This window comes from Burkholderia metallica (genome assembly GCF_902832845.1).
GTDB lineage: Bacteria > Pseudomonadota > Gammaproteobacteria > Burkholderiales > Burkholderiaceae > Burkholderia > Burkholderia metallica.
Map to the genome: position 1 here is coordinate 152,579 of NZ_CADFDB010000011.1, position 22,779 is coordinate 175,357.

The 22,779-nt window shown below is 65.8% G+C and carries 18 protein-coding genes; 2 read left to right on the forward strand and 16 right to left on the reverse strand.

What is annotated here, in order from left to right:
* Window positions 1–16 precede the first annotated feature (16 nt).
* The 3 genes from putA to hemE form a co-directional block, all read right to left on the reverse strand.
* Window positions 17–3,949: a trifunctional transcriptional regulator/proline dehydrogenase/L-glutamate gamma-semialdehyde dehydrogenase gene (gene putA / locus HWX08_RS27295; protein WP_174922209.1), complete on the reverse strand. Its 3,933-nt coding sequence runs from the start codon at window positions 3,947–3,949 to the stop codon at window positions 17–19.
* A 382-nt stretch (window positions 3,950–4,331) separates the two neighbouring features.
* Entirely contained in the window at window positions 4,332–6,593 is a 2,262-nt protein-coding gene (locus HWX08_RS27300; RefSeq protein WP_175807102.1) for a primosomal protein N', read from the reverse strand.
* Between the two features lie 450 nt (window positions 6,594–7,043).
* A complete protein-coding gene (gene hemE, locus HWX08_RS27305; protein ID WP_279610525.1) occupies window positions 7,044–8,138 on the reverse strand; it encodes a uroporphyrinogen decarboxylase in 1,095 nt (364 codons plus the stop codon).
* Between the two features lie 149 nt (window positions 8,139–8,287).
* On the opposite strand from hemE, the gene HWX08_RS27310 reads away from it, so the two are divergent.
* Entirely contained in the window at window positions 8,288–9,109 is an 822-nt protein-coding gene (locus HWX08_RS27310; RefSeq protein ID WP_174922547.1) for a transporter substrate-binding domain-containing protein, read from the forward strand.
* 277 nt (window positions 9,110–9,386) lie between these two features.
* Window positions 9,387–9,542, forward strand: coding sequence for a hypothetical protein (locus tag HWX08_RS27315; RefSeq protein WP_167375360.1), 156 nt, complete (start codon window positions 9,387–9,389; stop codon window positions 9,540–9,542).
* Window positions 9,543–9,827: 285 nt separating this feature from the next.
* Here HWX08_RS27315 and HWX08_RS27320 read toward each other — a convergent pair whose 3' ends face one another.
* The 13 genes from HWX08_RS27320 to HWX08_RS27380 all read right to left on the reverse strand — a co-directional run bounded on the left by HWX08_RS27320 (window position 9,828) and on the right by HWX08_RS27380 (window position 22,757).
* Window positions 9,828–11,555: an AMP-binding protein gene (locus HWX08_RS27320; protein WP_174922546.1), complete on the reverse strand. Its 1,728-nt coding sequence runs from the start codon at window positions 11,553–11,555 to the stop codon at window positions 9,828–9,830.
* 258 nt (window positions 11,556–11,813) lie between these two features.
* Window positions 11,814–12,239, reverse strand: coding sequence for a F0F1 ATP synthase subunit epsilon (locus HWX08_RS27325; protein ID WP_006477288.1), 426 nt, complete (start codon window positions 12,237–12,239; stop codon window positions 11,814–11,816).
* A gap of 117 nt (window positions 12,240–12,356) precedes the next feature.
* Window positions 12,357–13,751, reverse strand: coding sequence for a F0F1 ATP synthase subunit beta (gene atpD / locus HWX08_RS27330; protein ID WP_011882816.1), 1,395 nt, complete (start codon window positions 13,749–13,751; stop codon window positions 12,357–12,359).
* 66 nt (window positions 13,752–13,817) lie between these two features.
* Window positions 13,818–14,693: a F0F1 ATP synthase subunit gamma gene (gene atpG / locus HWX08_RS27335; protein ID WP_069255412.1), complete on the reverse strand. Its 876-nt coding sequence runs from the start codon at window positions 14,691–14,693 to the stop codon at window positions 13,818–13,820.
* Between the two features lie 119 nt (window positions 14,694–14,812).
* Window positions 14,813–16,354 carry a F0F1 ATP synthase subunit alpha gene (atpA, locus tag HWX08_RS27340; RefSeq protein WP_069255411.1) on the reverse strand — a complete coding sequence of 514 codons (1,542 nt, stop codon included), beginning with the start codon at window positions 16,352–16,354 and terminating at the stop codon, window positions 14,813–14,815.
* Window positions 16,355–16,398: 44 nt separating this feature from the next.
* Window positions 16,399–16,938, reverse strand: coding sequence for a F0F1 ATP synthase subunit delta (locus HWX08_RS27345; RefSeq protein WP_034188172.1), 540 nt, complete (start codon window positions 16,936–16,938; stop codon window positions 16,399–16,401).
* Window positions 16,939–16,940: 2 nt separating this feature from the next.
* Window positions 16,941–17,411 (reverse strand): F0F1 ATP synthase subunit B, encoded by a 471-nt coding sequence (locus tag HWX08_RS27350; RefSeq protein WP_021160443.1) that lies wholly within the window; start codon window positions 17,409–17,411, stop codon window positions 16,941–16,943.
* Window positions 17,412–17,540: 129 nt separating this feature from the next.
* Window positions 17,541–17,810 carry a F0F1 ATP synthase subunit C gene (atpE, locus tag HWX08_RS27355; protein ID WP_006482730.1) on the reverse strand — a complete coding sequence of 90 codons (270 nt, stop codon included), beginning with the start codon at window positions 17,808–17,810 and terminating at the stop codon, window positions 17,541–17,543.
* A gap of 75 nt (window positions 17,811–17,885) precedes the next feature.
* Complete coding sequence (atpB, locus tag HWX08_RS27360) at window positions 17,886–18,737, reverse strand: F0F1 ATP synthase subunit A (protein WP_069255410.1); 852 nt, start codon at window positions 18,735–18,737, stop codon at window positions 17,886–17,888.
* Between the two features lie 109 nt (window positions 18,738–18,846).
* Complete coding sequence (locus tag HWX08_RS27365; protein WP_174922545.1) at window positions 18,847–19,371, reverse strand: ATP synthase subunit I; 525 nt, start codon at window positions 19,369–19,371, stop codon at window positions 18,847–18,849.
* Window positions 19,372–19,911: 540 nt separating this feature from the next.
* Window positions 19,912–21,042, reverse strand: a complete 1,131-nt coding sequence (locus HWX08_RS27370; RefSeq protein WP_174922548.1) for an SLC13 family permease — start codon at window positions 21,040–21,042, stop codon at window positions 19,912–19,914.
* A 10-nt stretch (window positions 21,043–21,052) separates the two neighbouring features.
* The gene (locus HWX08_RS27375; protein ID WP_069257909.1) at window positions 21,053–21,946 is read right to left on the reverse strand and encodes a ParB/RepB/Spo0J family partition protein; all 894 of its coding nucleotides are present in this window, start codon (window positions 21,944–21,946) and stop codon (window positions 21,053–21,055) included.
* A gap of 31 nt (window positions 21,947–21,977) precedes the next feature.
* Window positions 21,978–22,757: a ParA family protein gene (locus HWX08_RS27380; RefSeq protein ID WP_069255407.1), complete on the reverse strand. Its 780-nt coding sequence runs from the start codon at window positions 22,755–22,757 to the stop codon at window positions 21,978–21,980.
* Window positions 22,758–22,779 lie beyond the last annotated feature (22 nt).

The window sequence follows — 22,779 nt, forward strand, 5'->3', positions numbered from 1 at the left end:
CGAACGGCAAGGATGGTCAGCCGATCGTCATCAAATTTGCATTGCCGCCGGCCGCCGCCGTATTCACGCTCACCGAGCGCTCCGTCAGCAGCCGTTCCAGCGCGTAATCTTCCGCATCGCCGTTCTCGAACGCGCCCACCGATACGCCCTGCACCGATACGATCGGGCCCGGCCGCTGCGCGACGTCCTTCACGAGCGTCTGCAGTTCGTCGCTGTCGCCTTCGAACAGCACCGCGTCGAACGGCGCGTCGGCCTGCTTGCGCACCGCCGCGTGCGCCTTCAGCGACGCGGGCAGCGCGGCGACCAGCGCCTCGCCGGCAGCACCGGCGAACAGCGCGCGGTTGCCGGTGGCCAGCACCGCGGCGAACTGCGCACGCGCGCCGCCCGGCGTCGCCGCGACACACAGCACCGTGCCGCGCGGGCCGAGTGTATACGTGTTTCGCTCGCCCGTCGGCCCGGTCAGCACGGCCGTCGCACCGGCCGGCACCTGCGCGAGATAGCCGTCGCACCGTGCGGCCAGCGCCGGTTCGCGCTGCTCGATCAGCCAGTCGCGCAGCGTCGTGAGCGCTGCCGCCGGGTTGCCGCGTGCATCGCCTTCGACCGCGCCGTCCGCGATCAGCATCTGCGCGAGCGAGCGCGGCAGGCCCGACGGACGCGTCGCGAGCAGGCGCTGCAGGTACAGCGCGCCGCCGGCCTTCGGGCCGGTGCCCGACAGCCCTTCGCCGCCGAACGGCTGCACGCCGACCACCGCGCCGATCACGTTGCGGTTCACGTAGATGTTGCCGACGTGCGCGTTCGAGATCACGTGCGCGATCGTCTCGTCGATCCGCGTGTGGATGCCGAGCGTCAGCCCGTAGCCGGTCGCGCGGATCTGTTCGAGCAGCTTGTCGAGCTGGCTGCGGCGATAGCGCACCACGTGCAGCACGGGGCCGAACACTTCGCGCTTCAACTCGTCGATGCTGCCGATCTCGATCAGCGTCGGCGGCACGAACGTGCCGTGCGCGCATGCATCGGGCATCGGCAGTTGCGTGACCGCGTGGCCCTTGTCCTTCATCGCCGCGACGTGCGCGTCGATCGTCTGCTTCGCTTCACCGTCGATCACCGGGCCGACGTCCGTCGACAGCCGGTCCGGGTTGCCGAGCGCCAGCTCGTGCATCGCGCCCTTGAGCATCGTCAGCGTGCGGTCCGCAACGTCGTCCTGCAGACACAGAACGCGCAGCGCCGAGCACCGTTGACCGGCCGAGTCGAACGACGACTGCATCACGTCCGCGACGACCTGCTCCGCGAGCGCCGACGAGTCGACGATCATCGCGTTCTGGCCGCCCGTTTCGGCGATCAGCGGGATCGGCTTGCCGTCCGGGTCGAGGCGCGCGGCGAGCGTCTTGTTGATCAGGCGCGCGACTTCGGTCGAGCCGGTGAACATCACCGCCCGCGTACGCGGATCGGCTACCAGCGCCGCGCCGACGGTCTCGCCCGTGCCCGGCAGCAGCTGCACCGCGCCGGCCGGCACGCCGGCCTCGCGCAGCAGGCGCACGGCCTGCGCGGCGATCAGCGGCGTCTGTTCGGCCGGTTTCGCGAGCACCGTGTTGCCGGCGGCGAGCGCCGCGGCGACCTGGCCCATGAAGATCGCGAGCGGGAAGTTCCACGGGCTGATACAGACGACCGGGCCCAGCGGACGGTGCGTGTCGTTCGAGAATTCGTCGCGGATCTGCGCGGCGTAGTAGCGCAGGAAGTCGACCGCTTCGCGGATCTCCGCGATCGCGTTCGGCAGCGACTTGCCGGCTTCGCGCACGATCAGGCCCATCAACGTGTGCATCTGCGCTTCGAGCAGGTCGGCCGCGCGCACCAGGCAATCGGCGCGCGCGTCGACCGGCGTCGCCTGCCAGATCGGCGCGGCGGCCACCGCGTGCGCGAGCGCCGCGCTCACGTGTTCGGCCGTCGCTTCGCTGACCGTGCCGACCAGGTCGCGCTGGTCGGCCGGATTGCGCACGTCGCGGGCCGGTGCGTCGGCGAGCGTGTCGTCGGCGAGCATCGGCGCCGCGCGCCACGGGAAATGCGCGCTCGCGAGCAGCGCGGACGACAGCGACGCGAGACGGTGTTCGTTCGACAGATCGAGGCCCATCGAGTTGGGACGCTCGTCGCCGTACAGGTTGCGCGGCAGCGGGATCTTCGCGTGCGGCGCGCCGAGCGGCACGACCTTCGACGCTTCGTCGACCGGATCGGCGACCAGTTCCTTCACCGACACGGTTTTATCCGCGATGCGGTTCACGAACGACGTGTTCGCGCCGTTCTCGAGCAGGCGGCGCACCAGGTACGCGAGCAGCGTCTCGTGCGTGCCGACCGGCGCGTACACGCGGCACGGACGATTCAGCTTGTCGCGGCCGGTGACTTCCTCGTACAGCGGCTCGCCCATCCCGTGCAGGCACTGGAATTCGTACTGGCCCGGGTAGTAGTTCTGGCCCGCGAGATGGTAGATCGCGGCCAGCGTGTACGCGTTGTGCGTCGCGAACTGCGGATACACGGCATCCGGCGCCGCGAGCAGCTTCTTCGCGCATGCGAGGTACGACACGTCGGTGTAGATCTTGCGCGTGTAGACCGGATAGCCTTCGAGGCCGTCGACCTGCGCGCGCTTGATCTCGGTATCCCAGTACGCGCCCTTCACGAGCCGGATCATCAGGCGGTGACGGCTGCGGCGCGCGAGATCGATCAGGTAGTCGATCACGAACGGGCAGCGCTTCTGGTAGCCCTGCACGACGAAGCCGATGCCGTTCCAGCCGGCGAGATCCGGATCGAAGCACAGCGCCTCGAGCAGGTCGAGCGACAGTTCGAGGCGGTCGGCCTCTTCGGCGTCGATGTTCAGGCCGATGTCATAGCGGCGTGCGAGCAGCGCGAGTGCGCGCACGCGCGGCAGCAGCTCGCTCATCGTGCGGTCCTGCTGCGAGCGCGAGTAGCGCGCATGCAGCGCCGACAGCTTGATCGAGATGCCCGGGCCTTCGTAGATGCCGCGGCCGCCGGCCGCCTTGCCGATCGCGTGGATCGCCTGTTCGTACGACGCGTAATAGCGCTGCGCGTCCTCTTCGGTCGTCGCCGCTTCGCCGAGCATGTCGTACGAGTAGCGAAAGCCGCGCGCTTCGTACTTGCGGCTGTTCGCGAGCGCTTCGGAAATCGTCTCGCCGGTGACGAACTGCTCGCCCATCAGGCGCATCGCCATGTCGACGCCCTTGCGGATCAGCGGCTCGCCGCCGCGCCCGATCAGGCGCGTGAGCGCCGACGACAGCCCGGCTTCGCTGTTGGTCGTCACGAGCTTGCCGGTGATCATCAGCCCCCAGGTCGCCGCGTTCACGAACAGCGACGGCGCGTGGCCGACGTGCGAGCGCCAGTCGCCCTTGCTGATCTTGTCGCGGATCAGCGCATCGCGCGTCGCCCGGTCCGGAATGCGCAGCAGCGCTTCGGCGAGACACATCAGCGCGACGCCTTCCTGGCTCGACAGCGAGAACTCGTGGATCAGCCCTTCGACGCCGCCGCCCGAGCTTTTCTCGCGCAGCGCCTCGACGAGCTTCGTCGCGAGCGCCTGCACGTCCGCCTGCAGGTTCGCGGGCAGACGCGCCTGGCCGAGCAGGAACGGCACGCATTCCGGCTCGGGCCGGCGGTACGCGGCCGTGATCGCCGCGCGCAGCACCGATTGCGGCTGCACGTTCTGCGCGAACTCGAGGAACGGATGCGGCGAGTTGTCGTCGTCGCCGTCCGCCCCCTGACCGTCGGCAAGCTCCGTCACGCCGCTGTGCCCCGACAGCTCGGGCGGCAGCTGGCCGTGCTCGATCCGCTCGAGATACGCGAAGATCGCCTGCTTGATCAGCCAGTGGGGGGTGCGCTCGAGACGCGCGGCGGCGTCCTTGAGGCGCGAGCGGAGAAGGTCGTCGACTTTGACGCCGAGAGTCGTGCTTGCCATGGTGGGTTCGTGCGCCGGTGCGAGCCCGGCAATGTGGTGTGAGAGGATGCGCGAAATCCTACGGCACGCAATAAAAAGGTGCAACCAAATTGCGAGGCAGGTTGCACCCATGAGTTAGCCAATATAATCAGCCACTTATGTGGTTGCAACCTAGGAGTTGCCCGTGGTCGGAGGATCGGTGTTTTCCCTGAGCGGCCCGGTTCGGCACACGTGCGCCGCCTTCCGCGCCGGTGGCGGCGGTCGAAAACGGGTTGCACTGGGGTGACGGCGGGTGCGGCGCTCGGGTGCGCCCGGGCGGCGAGAGACGATTCGACGGCGCCCGGCCCGGCGGCCGGGGCGTCCATGCGGCAGCACGAAAGCGCGGCGCTCGCGCGAGCGCCGCTCAGATATCCAGCGGATCGACCTCGACGCTCCACCGCTGCACGCCCTTCAGTGCACGCAGCGCCGGCTGCCATGCGCGCAGCGCATGCTGCAGCGCCGCCCGCGATGCGCTTTCGAGGAGCAACTGCGCGCGGTGGACGTTCGCGACCTTGACGATCGTCATCGGCACCGCGTCGTAAACGGTCACGCGATCGGCGCCCGGCAGCCCCGGCAGCGCGGCCGCCGCTTGCAGCAGGAACGCGAGCGCCGCATCGAGCGTGCGCCCTTCGGCGCGCAGCAGCGCCTGGTAGACGAACGGCGGCAGGTGCGCGTCGCGGCGCTCGCCGAGCGTCGAATTCGCGAAGCCGACGTAGTCCTGGCGCCCGAGCGCGTGGTACAGCGCGTGACGCGGGTAGCGTGTCTGCACGAGCACCTCGCCCGGCAGCCCGGCGCGGCCCGCGCGGCCGCTCACCTGCATCAGCTGCGCGAACAGCCGTTCGCTCGCACGGAAGTCGTGCGAGAACAGCGCGGTGTCGGCGTTGAGCACGCCGACGAGCGACACGCGCTGGAAATCGTGCCCCTTCGCGATCATCTGCGTGCCGACCAGGATGTCGACCTCGCCCGCGTGCACATCGGAAAAGAGCGCCTGCGCGCTGCCCTTGCGCCGCGTGCTGTCCGCGTCGATGCGCAGCACGCGCGCACCCGGCACGGCCTCGGCGAGCGCCTCCTCGATGCGCTGCGTGCCGCGCCCGAGCGGCGCGATATCGACGTTCCCGCACTCGGGGCACGACCGCGGAATGCGCGCTTCCCAGCCGCAATGGTGGCAGCGCAGCGCGTGCTCGGGCTTGTGCAGCACGACGTACGCGCTGCAGCGCGGGCAGCCCGCGACCCAGCCGCATGCATCGCACGCGAGTTGCGGCGCGTAGCCGCGCCGGTTCAGGAAGACGAGGCTCTGTTCGCCGCGCTCGAGCCGCGACTTCAGCGCCGCGACGAGCGGCCCCGACAGCCCGCCCATCGACGCGCGTCCGCGCCGCCGCTCCTCTTCGAGGTCGATCAGCCGCACGGAAGGCAGCGTCGCGTCGGCCACCGCGCGGCGCGACAGCGTGAGCCGCGTGTAGCGGCCCTGCTCGGCCTGCCACCAGCTTTCGAGCGACGGCGTCGCCGAGCCGAGCACGACCGTGATGCCGAGCTGCTTCGCGCGCCACACGGCGAGATCGCGCGCCGAATAGCGCAGCCCTTCCTGCTGCTTGTATGCGGGTTCGTGCTCCTCGTCGACGACGACCAGCGCGAGCGTCGGCATCGACGCGAGCACCGCGAGGCGCGTGCCGAGCACGATCCGCGCGCGGCCCGTGTGCGCGGCAAGCCAGTTGCGCGCCCGCTCGCCTTCGGCGAGCCCGCTGTGCAGCGTGACGATCGCATCGTCGGCGAGTGCGCCCGCGAAGCGCGCGCGAAACGCGGCTTCGAACTGCGGCGTCAGGTTGATTTCGGGGACGAGCACGAGCGCCTGCGCGTCCGGCCGCGCATCGAGCAGCGACGCGAGCGCGTGCAGATAGACCTCGGTCTTGCCGCTGCCCGTCACGCCGTGCAGCAGGAACGGCGCGAAACCCTGCGCGGCGCGGATCGCGTCGAGCGCCTCGGCTTGCTGGTCCGTGAGCGCCGGCGGCACGGTTCGTCCACCGGCTGCCAACAGGTTATCCACAGCTTTGGGCACAGGCGCGTCGGCCCAGCCGATTTCCTCGACGTCGACCCAGCCGCGCGCCGCCCAGTCGTCGAGCGTCGCGGCCGCCTTCGGATGCAGCGCGCGCGCGTCGGGCAGCGCCAGCGAGCCGGTGTCGACCAGCGCCTGCGCGAGCCGCCGCAGCGCGGCGCCGCGCGCGGGCAACGCATCGGGCAGCGCCGCACGGCCGGCCTCCGTCGGCCGGTAGCGCACCTCCGGCGCGAGCAGCCGCCCCCAGCGCCCGGCATCGCGCAGCGCCTGCGGCAGCGCCGGCAGCGCGACTTCGCCGCGCCCGCGCTGGTAGTAATCGGCGGCGAACGATACGAGCGCGAGCCACTCCGCCGACAACGGCGGCAAGTCGGCGCAGATCGCGTCGACCGCGCGCAGTCGCGATGGCGGCACGTCGGTGTGAGTCGTCACTTCGCAGACGAGGCCGACCGCCTGCCGCTTGCCGAACGGCACCTGCACGAGCGTGCCCGGCACGGGCGCCGGTTGCGCGTCGCAGCGGTAGTCGAACAGGGTGGCGAGCGGATGATCGAGCGCGACACGCAGATAGGTACCGCTCATTGCGGCGCTCCGGCGGCATGCGCCGCACGCGTGTGGACGGCCGGGAGCCGCGCCCGCGGCGAGGCGGCGAACTTAAAGTAAAACTTCAGATTCCGCGCTAAGTTTTGGATTCGCATTAGGAATCGCCGTATACCCTGCCCAGCCTGTGGATAACTTTGTTGAGAACTCGACGCTCGCCGGCCGCAACGCGCGCGGGGCCGCGCTTTCCGTTGATTTTGGCCGCGTGTTGCGGCGCCCCGCGGAGCCTTATTCCATAAGGCTGCTATTCAAATGACCGAACCATAGCAAGACGAATTGACCGATACGGGGCTCTACCGCGCTGCAACGTGGAAAATGTGTATAAGTCAAGTCTTGACAAGCACTGAAGTGGCGACCGGTGCGGGGTTGCGCCCTGTTTAGTTGCAACAACGAAACGCCGTCACGCCGCAGCGCAACACGACGGCGCCGCGATCAGCCCGCAGCACCCCGCCGGATCGCGCGGCTGTGGCTGTGCACTTCGTCGACGAGTTCCGCGACGTGATCGGGCGACGTGAATTGCGAAATGCCGTGCCCGAGGTTGAATACGTGGCCCGGATGGTTGCCGTAGCTGTCGAGCACCGCGCGCGCCTGTTCGCGCACCGCGGCGGGCGGCGCAAACAGGATCGTCGGATCGAGGTTGCCCTGCAGCGCGACGCGCCCGGCGACGCGCTCGCGCGCCGTGCCGAGATTCACCGTCCAGTCGAGCCCGACCGCGTCGACGCCGGTCGCCGCGATTTCCTCGAGCCACAGCCCGCCGCCCTTCGTGAACGTGATCACCGGCACGCGCTCGCCGTCGTGCTCGCGCTTGAGCTGCGACACCACGCGGCGAATGTAGTCGAGCGAGAAACGCTGGTACGCGCCGTCCGCCAGCGCGCCGCCCCACGTATCGAAGATCATCACGGCCTGCGCGCCGGCTTCGATCTGCGCGTTCAGGTACGCGGCCACCGCCTGCGCGTTCACGTCGAGGATCCGGTGCATCAAGTCGGGGCGCGAATACGCCATCGACTTCACCGTGCGGAAATCGTCCGACCCGCCGCCTTCGACCATGTAGCACGCGAGCGTCCACGGACTGCCCGAGAAGCCGATCAGCGGCACGCGCTGGCGGCCCTGGCCATCGGTCAGCGCGCGGCGGATCTCGCGCACGGCGCCCGTCACGTAGCCGAGCGTTTCCTCGATGTCCGGCACCGCAAGCTTCGCGACGTCGGCCTCGGTGCGCACCGGATGCGCGAACTTCGGCCCTTCGCCGACCTGGAAGTCGAGGCCGAGGCCCATCGCGTCGGGGATCGTCAGGATGTCCGAGAACAGGATCGCGGCGTCGAGCGGAAAGCGCTCGAGCGGCTGCAGCGTCACTTCGGTCGCGTAGTCGGGCTGCTTCGCGAGACCGAGGAAGCTGCCGGCGCGCGCGCGCGTCGCGTTGTATTCGGGCAGGTAGCGGCCGGCCTGGCGCATCAGCCAGATCGGCGTGTAGTCGGTCGGCTCGCGCAGAAGCGCACGCAGGAAGGTGTCGTTGAGCAGGGTATGGGCCACGGTAGGAGCGACGATGCGAGGGCAAAGCGGCATTTTACCGGACAGCCGCCGCCAGGCCGCGCATGCCGACGCAATGGCGGCCATATGACGCGCGCGATGGCTCCGTTATGATCGGACGCTCATATCGAACGCAACGAAGGAGGAGACCGATGAAGCCATTCGCCACACTCGCCGCGACCGCATTGCTTTGCTGCGCCGCCGCGCACGCGCAGACCGGCGCGGGCGCCGCCGCACCCGCTTCCGCGGCGGCCGCTTCCACGGCGGCCGGCGCGTCGCGGCTCGACGACGTCATCGCGCGCGGCACGCTGCGCGTGTGCACGACGGGCGACTACAAGCCGTATTCGTACTATCGTGCGGACGGCCGCTTCGAGGGCATCGACATCGACATGGCCGAATCGCTCGCGAAGTCGCTCGGCGTGAAGACCGACTTCGTGAAGACGAGCTGGCCGAACCTCACCGGCGACTTCGTTGCGAAATGCGACATCGCGGTGGGCGGCGTCTCGACGACGCTCGAGCGCCAAAAGCGCGCGTTCTTCACGCAGCCGTACGTCGTGGACGGCAAGACGCCGATCGTGCGCTGCGCGGATGCCGACAAATACCAGACCGTCGCGCAGATCGACCGGCCCGAAACGCGCGTGATCGTGAACCCGGGCGGCACCAACGAGCGGTTCGCGAAGCAGTTCTTCACGCACGCCACGCTGTCCGTCTATCCGGACAACGTAACGATCTTCAAGCAGATCCTCGCAGGCAAGGCGGACGTGATGGTGACGGATGCGTCCGAGACGCTGCTGCAGCAAAAGCTGAATCCGGGCCTGTGCTCGGTGCATCCGGACAAGCCGTTCCAGTTCGGCGAGAAGGCGTACATGGTGCCGCGCGGCGACGTCGTGTTCCAGCAGTACGTCGACCAGTGGCTGCATCTCGCGCTGTCGACCGGCGAATACCGGGCGGTTTCGGACAAGTGGCTGAAGTGAGCGGGTTCGCGCGCGGCGGTCGGTAACGGGCACCGACCCCGCCGCCGCCCCGCGAAAGTCGCTGCGCGGCGGCGGTCGAAGGGCCGCCGTTACACTTCGACGCGGTGCGCCGGCGCCGCCAAACCGGCCCGAAGCCGCCGAATCGGCCGAACGGCCGACTTTCGCGGCCGCCGATCACGTTTCAAAATCTTTCCGACGAATGAATCGTCATGCGCGATATCGGCCGAACCGCGCATTTTCTCGCGTGCAAATCGGCAGTTCGTCGAGCCGGATACGCATGAAAAACGCATCGCGTGCATGCGCTGAAAACGCTGCGGAAAATATGGGTAAAAATGACTCTTTTCGCGCCCTCAAAAACAGCAAAAAATCCCGGAAAGCCTTATCTGGCGGGCGTTACAACCTGAAACACTTTGTTACCGCGACGGGTCATTAATTCGCCCACAATGGCCTCAACGGTTTCAACACGGATGCGGTCTCGTGTGCCAAGTGTGAGCGGACGCGAAGCGCTGCGAGCCAGTCGGTCACGTACCGAAGCCCTTCCGGGGGGCATCCCTGTTGGAGTCGTTTCCGGCCCCCCGCCGGATTCGGTTTCATCTTTGGTCTCCTCGCGCTAACCCCGTAGCGTGTGGTTTTTAGCGGGCTAATAAGCCCGCTTTTTTTCGTCCGTCGAAAGCGCAACGGCCCGCAGGCCGCCGCGTTTTCCCGCCTGCATGCCGCGCTATGCGGTCTTCTGCACGTCGAGCTTCAGTTCCTCGATCATCCGGTCGCGCATCACGAACTTCTGCACCTTGCCCGTCACCGTCATCGGCAGCTCGTCGACGAAGCGGATGTAGCGCGGAATCTTGTAGTGCGCGATCTGCCCGGTGCAGAACGCGCGCACGTCGTCCTCGGTCATCTGCTCGTCCGCGCGCAGCACGATCCACGCGCACAGCTCCTCGCCGTATTTCGCATCGGGCACGCCGAACACCTGCGCGCTCTGGATCTTCGGATGCCTGAACAGGAATTCCTCGATCTCGCGCGGATAGACGTTCTCGCCGCCGCGAATCACCATGTCCTTCAGCCGGCCGACGATATTGCAGTAGCCGTGCGCATCGAGCGTCGCGAGGTCGCCCGTATGCATCCAGCCGTCCACCAGCACCTCGCGCGTCTTCGCGTCGTCGTCCCAGTAGCCGAGCATCACCGAATAGCCCTTCGTGCACAGCTCGCCCGTCGCGCCGACCGGCACGATGTCGCCGCTCGGATCGATGATCTTCACTTCCAGATGCGGCTGGATTCGCCCGACCGTCGTCGTGCGCTTCTCCAGCGGATCGTCGGTCGAGCTCTGGAACGACACGGGGCTCGTCTCCGTCATCCCGTACGCGATCGTGATTTCCGACAGGTGCATCTGCGATACCACACGCTTCATCGTCTCGATCGGGCACGGCGAGCCGGCCATGATCCCGGTGCGCAGCGTCGACAGGTCGAATTTCGCGAACTCGGGATGATCGAGCTCCGCGATGAACATCGTCGGCACGCCGTGCAGCGCGGTGCAGCGTTCGTCGGCCACCGCCGCGAGCGTCGCGACCGGGTCGAACGCTTCGCCGGGGAACACCATCGTCGCGCCCGTCGACACGCATGCGAGCACCGCCAGCACCATCCCGAAGCAGTGATACAGCGGCACCGGGATGCACAGCGAATCCTGCTCGGTAAAGCGCATCGCCATCGCGATGAAGCGCGCGTTGTTGACGACGTTGCGATGCGTGAGCGTCGCGCCCTTCGGGCTGCCCGTCGTGCCGCTCGTGAACTGGATGTTGATCGGCTCGCCGGCCGCGAGCGTCGCGCCGATCGCATCGAGCAACGCGGGATCGACGGCCTGACGGCCGCGCGCCATCACGTCCGCGAAGCGGAACATGCCGGCCGGCGCAACGTCGCCCATCGACACGATCGTGCGCAGGCTCGGCACGCGCGCCGCGTGCAGGTCGCCCGGGGTCGCGGTCGCGAGCTCCGGCGCGAGGGTCTGCAGCATCTCGACGTACGCCGACGTCTTGAAGCGCTCGGCAGCGATCACCGCCTTGCAGCCGACCTTGTTCAGCGCGTATTCGAGTTCCGACAACCGGTACGCAGGATTGATGTTGACGAGCACCGCGCCGATCCGCGCGGTCGCGAACTGCGTGAGCAGCCATTCGCTGCGGTTCGGCGACCAGATGCCGACACGATCGCCCTTCACGATGCCGAGCGCGGCGAGGCCCGCCGCGAGCACGTCGACCTCGTTCGCGAACGCGCGCCAGGTCCAGCGCACCTGCTGCTCGCGGAACACGACGGCCGGACGTTCGGGAAAGCGGCCCGCCGTGTCGAGCAGGAACCGGCCGATCGTCGCTTCGGAGAGCGGCACGTCGGTTGCGCCGCGCACGTACGACAAGCCGTTTTCGGGCGCGATCAGCGCCCCCACGCCAAGGTCTGCTGCCATGAATGTCTCCGTCCTTTTTGTCTGATCGGGCCGCGTGCGCGTACCGCACCCACGTCCGCCGCCTGGGTCGCAACGGACCGCCCTCACCGCGGAGATGATGCCGCGCTCCGCTGACGACACTCTGACATCAATTCGCGGCGGACGGATGAAATAGCACGACCGGACGGAATGATCCGGCCCGCAAAAAACCGACGAAACCGACGGGCGAAAAAAAAGCAGCCCGAAGGCTGCTTTCTTTCGCGGGATACGCGGCGTGGCTCAGTGCCGGCTGCGGATCTTCGCCAGACGCTGGATCGCCTCGAGCTGCGCCATGGCGGTCGCGAGCTCCGATTGCGCCTTTGCGAGGTCGAGGTCCGACTTCGCGTTCTGCAGCGTTTCCTCGGCACGCTTGCGCGCTTCCTCGGCTTTCGCCGCGTCGAGGTCCTTGCCGCGGATTGCGGTATCGGCGAGCACCGTCACGGCGCCCGGCTGCACTTCGAGAATGCCGCCTGCGACGAACACGAATTCGTCGTTGCCGCCCTCGACTTCGATGCGCACCGCACCCGGACGAATCCGGGTGATGAGCGGCGTGTGGCCCGGCAGAATGCCCAGCTCACCCGTTTCGCCCGGCAGCGCGACGAATTTCGCCTCGCCCGAGAAGATCTGCTCTTCCGCGCTGACGACGTCTACTTTGATGGTTGCCATATCGACTCCAATCTCATCCACGGGTTGAGCGTTTTGCGGCCGGCGCGCTCGGCCGGGATATACAGTCGGACTGTTAATCCCGGCCGGCACGCGCCGGCGTGCGACTCACTCAAGCCGTTACTGGATCTTCTTGGCCTTTTCGAAGGCTTCGTCGATCGTGCCGACCATGTAGAACGCCTGTTCCGGCAGGTGGTCACACTCGCCGTCGACGATCATCTTGAAGCCGCGGATCGTTTCCTTCAGCGGCACGTACTTGCCCGGCGAGCCCGTGAACACTTCAGCAACGTGGAACGGCTGCGACAGGAAACGCTGGATCTTACGAGCGCGCGCGACCGACAGCTTGTCTTCCGGCGACAGTTCGTCCATACCCAGAATCGCGATGATGTCGCGCAGTTCCTTGTAGCGCTGCAGCGTTTGCTGAACGCGACGGGTGATCGTGTAGTGCTCTTCACCGATCACGTTCGGGTCGATCTGGCGCGACGTCGAGTCGAGCGGGTCGACCGCCGGGTAGATACCCAGCGAAGCGATGTCACGCGACAGAACGACGGTTGCGTCCAGGTGGCCGAAGGTCGTGGCCGGCGACGGGTCGGTCAAGTCGTCCGCAGGGACGTACACGGCCTGGACCGACGTAATCGAGCCCTTCTTGGTCGACGTGATGCGCTCTTGCAGCTTGCCCATTTCTTCAGCCAGCGTCGGCTGATAGCCCACTGCCGACGGCATACGGCCGAGCAGTGCCGACACTTCGGTACCGGCCAGCGTGAAACGGTAGATGTTGTCGACGAAGAACAGCACGTCGAGGCCTTCGTCACGGAAGTGCTCGGCCATCGTCAGGCCGGTCAGCGCGACGCGCAGACGGTTGCCCGGCGGCTCGTTCATCTGGCCGTACACCAGCGCGACCTTGTCGAGAACGTTCGAGTCCTTCATTTCGTGGTAGAAGTCGTTCCCTTCACGGGTACGCTCGCCCACGCCCGCGAACACGGAGTAACCACCGTGTTCCTTCGCGATGTTGTTGATGAGCTCCATCATGTTGACGGTCTTGCCCACGCCAGCACCGCCGAACAGGCCAACCTTGCCGCCCTTTGCGAACGGGCAGATCAGGTCGATAACCTTGATACCCGTTTCGAGCAGTTCGGTCGACGGCGACAGTTCGTCGAACGCCGGAGCCTTCTGGTGGATCGAACGCGTATGTTCGCTTTCGATCGGGCCGGCTTCGTCGATCGGACGGCCGAGCACGTCCATGATCCGGCCGAGGGTCGGCTTGCCGACCGGCACCGAGATCGGCTTGGCCGTGTTCTTCACGGTCAGGCCGCGGCGCAGGCCGTCGGATGCACCCAGACAGATGGTGCGGACCACGCCGTCGCCCAGCTGCTGCTGGACTTCGAGCGTCAGTTCCGAGCCATCGAGAATAAGCGCGTCGTAGATCTTCGGCATGCTGTCGCGCGGGAATTCCACGTCGATAACGGCGCCGATGCACTGTACGATCTTGCCTTCTACCAAAGCAGCAGTACTCATCGCTTTTCCTTTAAATACCTGATTCTTTACTCGCGCAAAGGCGCAGTTGTCGTCCCGGGCGCGCGCTTAAACAGCGGCTGCGCCGCCGACGATCTCCGACAGTTCTTTCGTGATCGCGGCCTGACGGCTCTTGTTGTATACGAGCTGCAGTTCGCTGATCACCGTCTTCGCGTTGTCGGACGCGGCCTTCATCGCAACCATGCGCGCCGATTGCTCGGACGCCATGTTTTCCGCGACGGCCTGGTACACCAGCGCCTCGACGTAACGCACGAGCAGTTCGTCGACGACTGCCTGCGCGTCCGGCTCGTAGATGTAGTCCCACGACGTGGCCGGCGTACCGTCATCGGCTTCGAAGTGTTCCGACGACAGCGGCAGCAGCTGCTCGATCACGGCTTCCTGCTTCATCGTGTTGACGAAGCGCGTGTACGCGATATAAACGGCAGACAGCTTGCCTTCCGAGTACAGGTCGAGCTGCGTCTTCACCGCGCCGATCAGCTTGTCCAGATGCGGGGTGTCGCCGAGGTGCACGACCTGCGACATCACCTTCGCGCCGAAGCGGTTCAGGAACCCGAGGCCCTTGCCGCCGATTGCGGTGGCTTCGACCTTCTGGCCCTTCTCTTCCAGCTCCTTGAACTTCTGCACCGTCGCACGCAGCACGTTGGTGTTCAGACCGCCGCACAGCCCCTTGTCCGTCGTGACGAGGATGATGCCGGCCGTCTGCGCGCCTTCGTTCGCCACCATGAACGGGTGGCGGTACTCCGGGTTCGCACGGCTCATGTGCGCGGCGATGGCACGGACCTTGTCCGCATACGGACGAGCGGCGCGCATGCGTTCCTGCGCGCGACGCATCTTCGATGCGGCCACCATCTCCATCGCCTTCGTGATCTTGCGCGTGTTCTGCACGCTCTTGATCTTGCCGCGAATTTCCTTCATTCCAGCCATAGCTTGCTCCTTTGCGCCCCGAGTTAGCGCTTTGGCGCTTTACTCGGGGCTCATGCATCGCTCACCGAAGCGGCACGGGCGCGTCAGCACCCGCGCGGCCTCGGTGTGTCACTCGCGGATCAATAGGCACCGGACTTCTTGAAGGATTCGATCGCCGAGCGCAGTGCGCCTTCGTCGTCCTTCGAGAGATCCTTGGTGTCTTCGATGCGCTTGATGAGGTCAGCGTGGCTGGTCTTCAGGTTTTCGCGCAGGCCCTTCTCGAACGGCAGCACTTGCTTGACATCGAGGTCGTCGAGGTAGCCGTTGTTCGCGGCGTACAGCGACACGGCCAGTTCCCACACCTGCAGCGGCTGGTACTGCGGCTGCTTCAGCAGTTCCGTCACGCGGCGGCCGCGCTCGAGCTGCTTGCGGGTCGCTTCGTCGAGGTCCGATGCGAACTGCGCGAATGCGGCCAGTTCACGGTACTGTGCGAGGTCGGTACGGATACCGCCCGACAGCTTCTTCACGACCTTCGTCTGAGCGGCGCCACCGACGCGCGACACCGACACGCCGGCGTTGATTGCCGGGCGGATGCCTGCGTTGAACAGGTCGGTTTCCAGGAAGATCTGGCCGTCGGTAATCGAGATCACGTTCGTCGGAACGAACGCGGTCACGTCGCCAGCCTGCGTTTCGATGACCGGCAGTGCCGTCAGCGAGCCGCTCTTGCCCTTCACTTCGCCGTTCGTGAACTTCTCGACGTACTCTTCCGACACGCGAGCTGCACGTTCCAGCAGACGCGAGTGCAGATAGAACACGTCGCCCGGGTACGCTTCACGGCCCGGCGGGCGGCGCAGCAGCAGCGAGATCTGACGGTATGCCCACGCTTGCTTGGTCAAGTCGTCATAGATGATCAGCGCGTCCTGGCCGCGATCGCGGAAGTATTCGCCCATCGTGCAGCCGGCGTACGGTGCGAGGTACTGCATCGCTGCCGAATCCGAAGCCGAAGCGGCGACGACGATCGTGTATTCCATCGCGCCCGTTTCTTCGAGCTTGCGAACCACGTTCATGATCGACGAAGCCTTCTGGCCGATCGCGACGTAGATACAGATCAGGTCCTTGCCCTTCTGGTTGATGATCGCGTCGAGCGCCACCGCGGTCTTGCCGCACTGACGGTCGCCGATGATCAGCTCACGCTGGCCACGGCCGATCGGCACCATTGCGTCGATCGACTTGATGCCCGTCTGCACCGGCTGCGACACCGACTTACGCCAGATCACGCCCGGGGCGATCTTTTCGATCGCATCGGTCAGCTTCGCGTTGACCGGGCCCTTGCCGTCGATCGGGTTGCCGAGCGCGTCGACCACGCGGCCGACGAGTTCCGGACCGACCGGGACTTCGAGAATGCGGCCCGTCGTCTTGACGACGTCGCCTTCCGAGATGTGTTCGTATTCGCCGAGAATCACCGCGCCGACCGAGTCGCGCTCGAGGTTCAGCGCGAGGCCGAACGTGTTGCCCGGAAACTCGAGCATTTCGCCCTGCATCACGTCCGACAGGCCGTGGATACGCACGATACCGTCGGTCACGGAGATCACGGTGCCCTGGTTGCGAACGTCTGCGCTCGCTTCAAGGCCCTGGATCCGGCTCTTGATCAGCTCGCTGATCTCAGAGGGATTGAGTTGCATTATTCGCTCCTGATAGTCAATTCTGTTGCGTGCCGGCGTGGCGCTCAGGCGGTCAACGCAGCCTGCATCGATGCAAGGCGCGCGCGAACCGAGGTGTCGAGCACTTCGTCGCCGACCGTCACGCGTACGCCGCCGATCAGCGACGAATCGACTTCGACCGTCGGTTTCAGCTTGCGCTTGAACTTGCGTTCGAGGCCCGAGACGAGACTGTCGAGATCCGCGCCGTTCAGCGGGAACGCGCTCACGATCTCGGCGTCGGCGGCACCTTCACGTTCGTTCTTGAGCGCCTCGAACTGCTCGGCAATTTCCGGCAGCAGCGCGATGCGATGATTGTCGACCAGCATCTGCACGAAGTTCTTCGCTTCCGCACCGGCCGCGAGCGGCGACTTGACCGCGGCAAGCAGCAACTCGGCTACTTGCGTGCGCGTCACCTTCGGGCTCGACGCGACCGACAGGACTTCCGGCAGACGCGCAACCTGGGCCAGCTCTTGCACGAGCGTGGACCAGGCGGCGATGTCACCGCCCTCGGCCACGCGGAACAGCGCTTCTGCGTAAGGGCGGGCGATGGTTGCAAGTTCGGCCATGATCAGAGCTCGGCTTTCAGTTGATTCAGCAGTTGGGCGTGGGCCGTTTGATCGACTTCGCGCTTCAGGATCTGCTCGGCGCCCTTCACGGCCAGCGTAGCGACTTCGCCACGCAGCGCTTCGCGCGCCTTCACGATTTGCTGTTCTGCTTCCGCCTTCGCCTGGGCGACGATGCGGGCGGCTTCAGCCTGGGCGTTGGCCTTGATTTCCTCGGCGACCGCCTGTGCACGCTTTTCAGCGTCGGCGATGCGCTGCTGGCCGTCGTTGCGGGCCTGCGCGAGTTCCTGGTCCACGCGCTTGTGCGCTGCGTCGAGTTCCGCCTTGCCCTTTTCGGCGGCGGCGAGGCCGTCGGCGATCTTCTTCGAACGTTCGTCGAGGGCGTTGATCAACGGCGGCCACACGAATTTCATCGTGAACCACGCGAGGACCAGGAACACGACCATTTGCGCAAACAGAGTTGCGTTGAGATTCACGGTGTTTCCTTATCTGCTATTCCGGAAAAATGAAACGGTAAGGCGCTCATCGAGTTGCATTCGATCAGCGCCCCAAGTCTCCGTTCCGCCCTGCGCCGGCTCACGCCGGACGCATATTTCCGAGGAACCTTAGCCTGCGAGCTTCGACAGGAGCGGGTTCGCGAACGCGAACAGCATTGCAACACCCACGCCGATCAGGAATGCCGCGTCGATCAGACCAGCCAGCAGGAACATCTTCGTTTGCAGCGGGTTGATGAGTTCCGGCTGACGTGCGCAGGCTTCGATGTACTTACCACCCATCAGCGCGATACCGATACAGGCGCCGATTGCACCCAGGCCGATGATGATGCCGATACCGATGGCGGTCAGACCCTGGATGTTGGCGATGTAAGCTTGCATGATCACTCCTTTGTGAAAAGACTTGGAACTGAGATTTAAAAAACTAAAACGGAAACTCTTTCTTGCACGCCGCGCTTAGTGCTTGTCGTGCGCCTGGCCGAGATACACCAGCGTCAGCATCATGAAAATGAATGCCTGCAACAGAACAATCAGGATGTGGAAGATTGCCCAGACGCTACCCGCGATCACATGACCAACGAAGCCGAGGAACGTTGCGTCGCCACCGAAGCTCCACATGCTGCCGAGCAGGGCGATCAACAGGAACAACAGCTCACCCGCGTACATGTTGCCGAACAGCCGCATGCCGAGCGAAACGGTCTTCGCAACGTATTCGACAATGTTGAGCGCGAGGTTCGGGATCCACAGCAGCGGGTGGCCGCCGAACGGGGCCGACAGCAGCTCATGCGCAAAGCCGCCCGCGCCCTTGATCTTGATGCTGTAGTAGATCATCAGGACGAACACGCCGAGCGCGATGCCGAGCGTGCCGTTCAGGTCGGCCGTCGGGACGATGCGATGGTGGGAAATCACGTCCGACAGACCGAGCAGGCCGATCACGCGGCCCGGCAGGTCGACCGGGAGGAAGTCGAGGGAGTTCATCAGCGCGACCCACACGAACACCGTAAGCGCGAGCGGAGCGATGAAGGTACGATTGCCGTGAACGATGGCCTTCGATTGGTCTTCGACCATCTCGACGAGCATCTCGATCGCGCACTGGAAGCGGCCCGGCACGCCCGACGTCGCCTTGCGGGCGGCCAGGCGCAGCAGGACGATCGTCACGATGCCGCAAACGATCGACCAGAACAGCGTGTCGAGATTCCAGACGTGGATGTCGAAAATCGACGTCTGATGCGAGGTGGAGAAGTTCTGCAAGTGGTGCGCAATGTACTCGGACGGATCCGGACCGCGCGTGCCTTCGCTAGCTGCCATATCGTTAATGCCACCCAAATTGTCGAAAATCGTTTTGCCCGTTCCGCAACACGCTATTGCGGGAACGGGCCGGTGCGGTTCGTTGTCGAAACCGCACGCTGCTTGTTTCTTACCGCCAGGCCAGCGCGATCCAGTACGTCTTCAGCACGACGAGGTACGTGACGAGGAACGGCACCCAGTGCACGCCGGCCCAGCCGAACGCCACTGCAGTGAACATCCCGATCGTCAGAGCGAGCTTCAGGGCTTCGCCCATCACCCAGCTCATCACGGTGGCCGAGCCACCTGCCTTCAGTCGTGCCACGAATACCGCACTGGGCACCCAGCCAATCGCTCCGCCCAAGAACGCGGATTGCGCAGCGGCGCCCGGCGACTTCGAAAACAGCCACCACGCCAGCGTTGCAACCAGGGACAGAACCACTTGCGCGAGTACCACCTTATAGGGCGTCACGCGCGAGGGCTTGCTCACGTTCGGGCCGAACAGCGTTTCGGCTTCTGCCCGTGTGAGCGGAACGATGTTGTTATCTTGCTGCTCGGCATCCCAGTCATCATCGAATTCGCGCCGCTCGCCGGCCGCTGAAGCGGTGCGTTGCGTGCGCTGATCGTCGTGCCTGTCGTCCGGCGCCTGACCCGCCATCGCAATCTTCCGCAAAATCCTTGAACCCGGCCCCAAGCTTTCTGAAAGCTTTCAGGGGTGCCTAGCTAACAAATCCGGGCGATTGTAAGCGATAGTTGCAAGTGATTCAAGGCTTTAGACGCGACAAAAACCTGCGTAAAACGACGCCTCATCATGTGAAAAAAGCCGCGATTCGACGACGTACGATGACAGTTGTAAGGTCGCCTTTTCGCGCCGGTATTTCTTGCCCAAAAAAGTCCGGCGACGACGAAATGGCGAGGAAACGATGCCCGATGCGGGCGCTGGAGAGGTGGCACGATCGCCGCTGAAAATTCAATGTGGCGCGGTTCGCGGGCTCGCGCTGCGCGCGAAGCGCCGGGCAGGCAAAACCGGGGGATCGACAGTCGTGCCGAATGCGCGAAATCCGGACCGACGCCGGCGCGTCGAATCATCCAATCAGTTGTCATGCCGCCACAGTCGATCGACTCTGGATTGCGGCACTTATCGACAGCCCCGTCACCCGCGCGAATGCCGTGCGCCCCGTACCCACTTCCGCCCCGCTCAACCGAGCGCGAGCAGCCACGCGGCAAGTGCGGCGCTCGCGAACGCGAACGGAATCGAGACCAGGTGGAACGGCAGCCACATGCGCGGCTCCTTCGCGAGACGCACAGCGATCAGGTTCGCAAGCGAACCGATCGCAAAGCCGAAACCGCCGACCGAGACACCGAATGCGAGCGCGCGCCAGTCATGCGTGAACTCCGACAACAGGATCGCCGCCGGCACGTTGCTGATGCCCTGCGACAGTACGGCACCGGCCGCGAATACACGCAGCGGCGAATCGAGACTCGCATGCGCGATCGCATCGTGGATGACCGGCAGCGCAGCCGCGCTGCGCAGCACGACGAACATCAGCACGAAGATCAGCAACAGCAGCCAGTCGATCTTCAGGACTGCATCACGTTTGACGGCGAGCAGGACGACGGCGACACCGACGAGCCCCGGCAGCGGATGATGTGCATCCGCGAGCAGCACGAACGCCGCGAACAGCACGGCCGCGATCAGCGCGTGCATCCGTTGCACGGGAACCGTGGCGGCATCGCCGGACAGGTCGAGCGGCTTCGCGCGAAACATGCAGGCGGTCACCACGAGCAGCAAAGCCATCAGCGCAATCGCGAGCGGCCCGAGCGTGACCACGAAGCGGCCGAACGACACGCCGCTCAATTGCCACAGGAAAAGATTCTGGGGATTGCCGAGCGGTGTCGCGACGGACCCCGCGTTGACGGCCAGCGCAACGACGATCACGAGGCGCCGGAACGGCAGCGGCGTCAGCGCACGCAGCGACACCATCAACGGCACGACGACGAACAGGGCGACGTCGTTGGTGAGCCACATCGACAGCACTGCGGCGAACCCGACCAGCAGCATCGCGAGCCCGCGCTCGGAATGCACGTGATGCACGATGCGGTGCGCGAGCCACATCAGGCAACCGGACAACTCGAGTGCCTTGGTCAGCATCAGCAGGCCCGCGAGCGTTGCGACGGTCTGCCAGTCGACGCGATCGGCCAACACGGAAAATGGTTGCGGGCGCAACCATTGCAGCAGGATCAGGCCCAGCGCGAGCACCGACAGCACGGGCTCCTGCGCAAGCCATCCCAACCACCGGCGCGGCACCGACGTGCTCGTCTCCCCCATGTGCGGCCCGTTACTCTTCAGCCGCGACGTTGCCGCGCAGCCGCGCGAGAATGCCCTCGAGCGCATCGAGATTGCCGAAGTCGATCGTCACCTGCCCTCGCCCGCGGCGGCCGAGCTTGATCTTCACGGTCGACGCGAGCAGGTCGGACAACTCCTCCTCGAGACGGCGCGTATCGCGGCCGCCGTCGTCCTTCGCCCGCGCCTTCACGGCCGGCGCTTCCTTCGTCGTATGCGCGACGAGTTTCTCGGTTTCGCGCACCGACATGCGCTTGTTGACGACCTGATGGGCGAGCGTGATCTGCGTGGCCGCATCGACGGCGAGCAGCGCGCGCGCGTGCCCCATGTCGAGATCGCCGGCGAGCAGCATCGTCTGCACCGGCGCTGCCAGGTTCAGCAGGCGCAGCAGGTTCGACACCGCGCTGCGCGAACGGCCGACCGATTCGGCCGCCTGTTCGTGCGTGAAACCGAACTCGTCGAGCAAGCGCTGGATACCGTGCGCTTCTTCAAGCGGGTTCAGATCCTCGCGCTGGATGTTCTCGATCAGCGCCATCGCAGCGGCGGCCTGATCCGACACATCCTTCACGAGCACCGGCACTTCATCGAGGCCCGCGAGGCGCGCCGCGCGGAAACGGCGCTCGCCTGCGATGATCTCGTATTTGTCTGACGAAATGGGGCGTACCAGGATCGGCTGCATCACGCCCTGCGCGCGAATGCTCGCCGCGAGCTCCTGCAGGCTGCCTTCGTCCATCCGCGTGCGCGGCTGGTATTTGCCGGCCTGCAGCTTGCCGAGCGTGAGCGTGTTCGGCGCCCCTTCGATCTTCACCGCTTCGGTGATATCGGCACTGCCGCCGAGCAGCGCTTCGAGGCCACGTCCCAAGCCCTTCTTCTTTGGTACCGCGTTCATGTCTTTCTTCCTCGCTTCGCTCATATCCGGATCACGACACTTCGAACGCACGGACGCGGTCGATCATCTCGGCACCGAACTGGAGATACGCTTGCGCACCGCGCGAGCTGCGGTCGAACACGACGCCCGGCAGCCCGTAACTCGGCGCTTCCGCCAGGCGTACGTTGCGCGGAATCACCGCGTCGAACACCTTGTCGCCGAAGTGCGCTTTCAATTGATCGGAGACCTGCTGCTGCAACGTGATACGCGGGTCGAACATCACGCGCAGCAAGCCGATGATCTTCAGGTCGCGGTTCATGTTCGCGTGAACCTGCTTGATCGTGTTGACGAGGTCCGACAGCCCTTCCAGCGCGAAGTATTCACACTGCATCGGGATCACGACGCCATGCGCCGCGCACAGCCCGTTCAGCGTCAGCAGCGACAGCGTCGGCGGGCAGTCGATCAGCACGAAATCGTAGTCGTCGGCCACGCGCTCGAGCGCCGCCTTCAGCCGGCGCTCGCGGTTGTCGATGCCGATCAGTTCGATCTCGGCGCCGGACAGCTCGCGGTTCGCGGGCAGCACGTCGTAGGTCACGCCTTCCGGACGCACGCGCGCATCGCTCACCGACACGCCGTCGACCAGCACTTCGTACACGGTCGATTCGCACGCGGCCTTGTCGATCCCGCTGCCCATCGTCGCGTTGCCCTGCGGGTCGAGATCGATCAGCAGGACTCGTTGCTCCTGCGCTGCAAGGCTTGCGGCGAGATTGACCGATGTCGTCGTCTTGCCGACGCCCCCCTTCTGGTTCGCAACGCAGAAGATCTTTGCCATCGTTGGTGTGTTCCCTTTACCT

What these genes read in the sequence shown, in the direction of transcription:
- putA (WP_174922209.1), bottom strand. Translation starts at nt 3,949, where the DNA reads ATGGCAAGCACGACTCTCGGCGTCAAAGTCGACGACCTTCTCCGCTCG.
- HWX08_RS27300 (WP_175807102.1), bottom strand. Translation starts at nt 6,593, where the DNA reads ATGAGCGGTACCTATCTGCGTGTCGCGCTCGATCATCCGCTCGCCACC.
- HWX08_RS27310 (WP_174922547.1), top strand. Translation starts at nt 8,288, where the DNA reads ATGAAGCCATTCGCCACACTCGCCGCGACCGCATTGCTTTGCTGCGCC.
- HWX08_RS27315 (WP_167375360.1), top strand. Translation starts at nt 9,387, where the DNA reads ATGAAAAACGCATCGCGTGCATGCGCTGAAAACGCTGCGGAAAATATG.
- HWX08_RS27320 (WP_174922546.1), bottom strand. Translation starts at nt 11,555, where the DNA reads ATGGCAGCAGACCTTGGCGTGGGGGCGCTGATCGCGCCCGAAAACGGC.
- HWX08_RS27325 (WP_006477288.1), bottom strand. Translation starts at nt 12,239, where the DNA reads ATGGCAACCATCAAAGTAGACGTCGTCAGCGCGGAAGAGCAGATCTTC.
- atpD (WP_011882816.1), bottom strand. Translation starts at nt 13,751, where the DNA reads ATGAGTACTGCTGCTTTGGTAGAAGGCAAGATCGTACAGTGCATCGGC.
- atpG (WP_069255412.1), bottom strand. Translation starts at nt 14,693, where the DNA reads ATGGCTGGAATGAAGGAAATTCGCGGCAAGATCAAGAGCGTGCAGAAC.
- atpA (WP_069255411.1), bottom strand. Translation starts at nt 16,354, where the DNA reads ATGCAACTCAATCCCTCTGAGATCAGCGAGCTGATCAAGAGCCGGATC.
- HWX08_RS27345 (WP_034188172.1), bottom strand. Translation starts at nt 16,938, where the DNA reads ATGGCCGAACTTGCAACCATCGCCCGCCCTTACGCAGAAGCGCTGTTC.
- atpE (WP_006482730.1), bottom strand. Translation starts at nt 17,810, where the DNA reads ATGCAAGCTTACATCGCCAACATCCAGGGTCTGACCGCCATCGGTATC.
- atpB (WP_069255410.1), bottom strand. Translation starts at nt 18,737, where the DNA reads ATGGCAGCTAGCGAAGGCACGCGCGGTCCGGATCCGTCCGAGTACATT.
- HWX08_RS27365 (WP_174922545.1), bottom strand. Translation starts at nt 19,371, where the DNA reads ATGGCGGGTCAGGCGCCGGACGACAGGCACGACGATCAGCGCACGCAA.
- HWX08_RS27370 (WP_174922548.1), bottom strand. Translation starts at nt 21,042, where the DNA reads ATGGGGGAGACGAGCACGTCGGTGCCGCGCCGGTGGTTGGGATGGCTT.
- HWX08_RS27375 (WP_069257909.1), bottom strand. Translation starts at nt 21,946, where the DNA reads ATGAACGCGGTACCAAAGAAGAAGGGCTTGGGACGTGGCCTCGAAGCG.
- HWX08_RS27380 (WP_069255407.1), bottom strand. Translation starts at nt 22,757, where the DNA reads ATGGCAAAGATCTTCTGCGTTGCGAACCAGAAGGGGGGCGTCGGCAAG.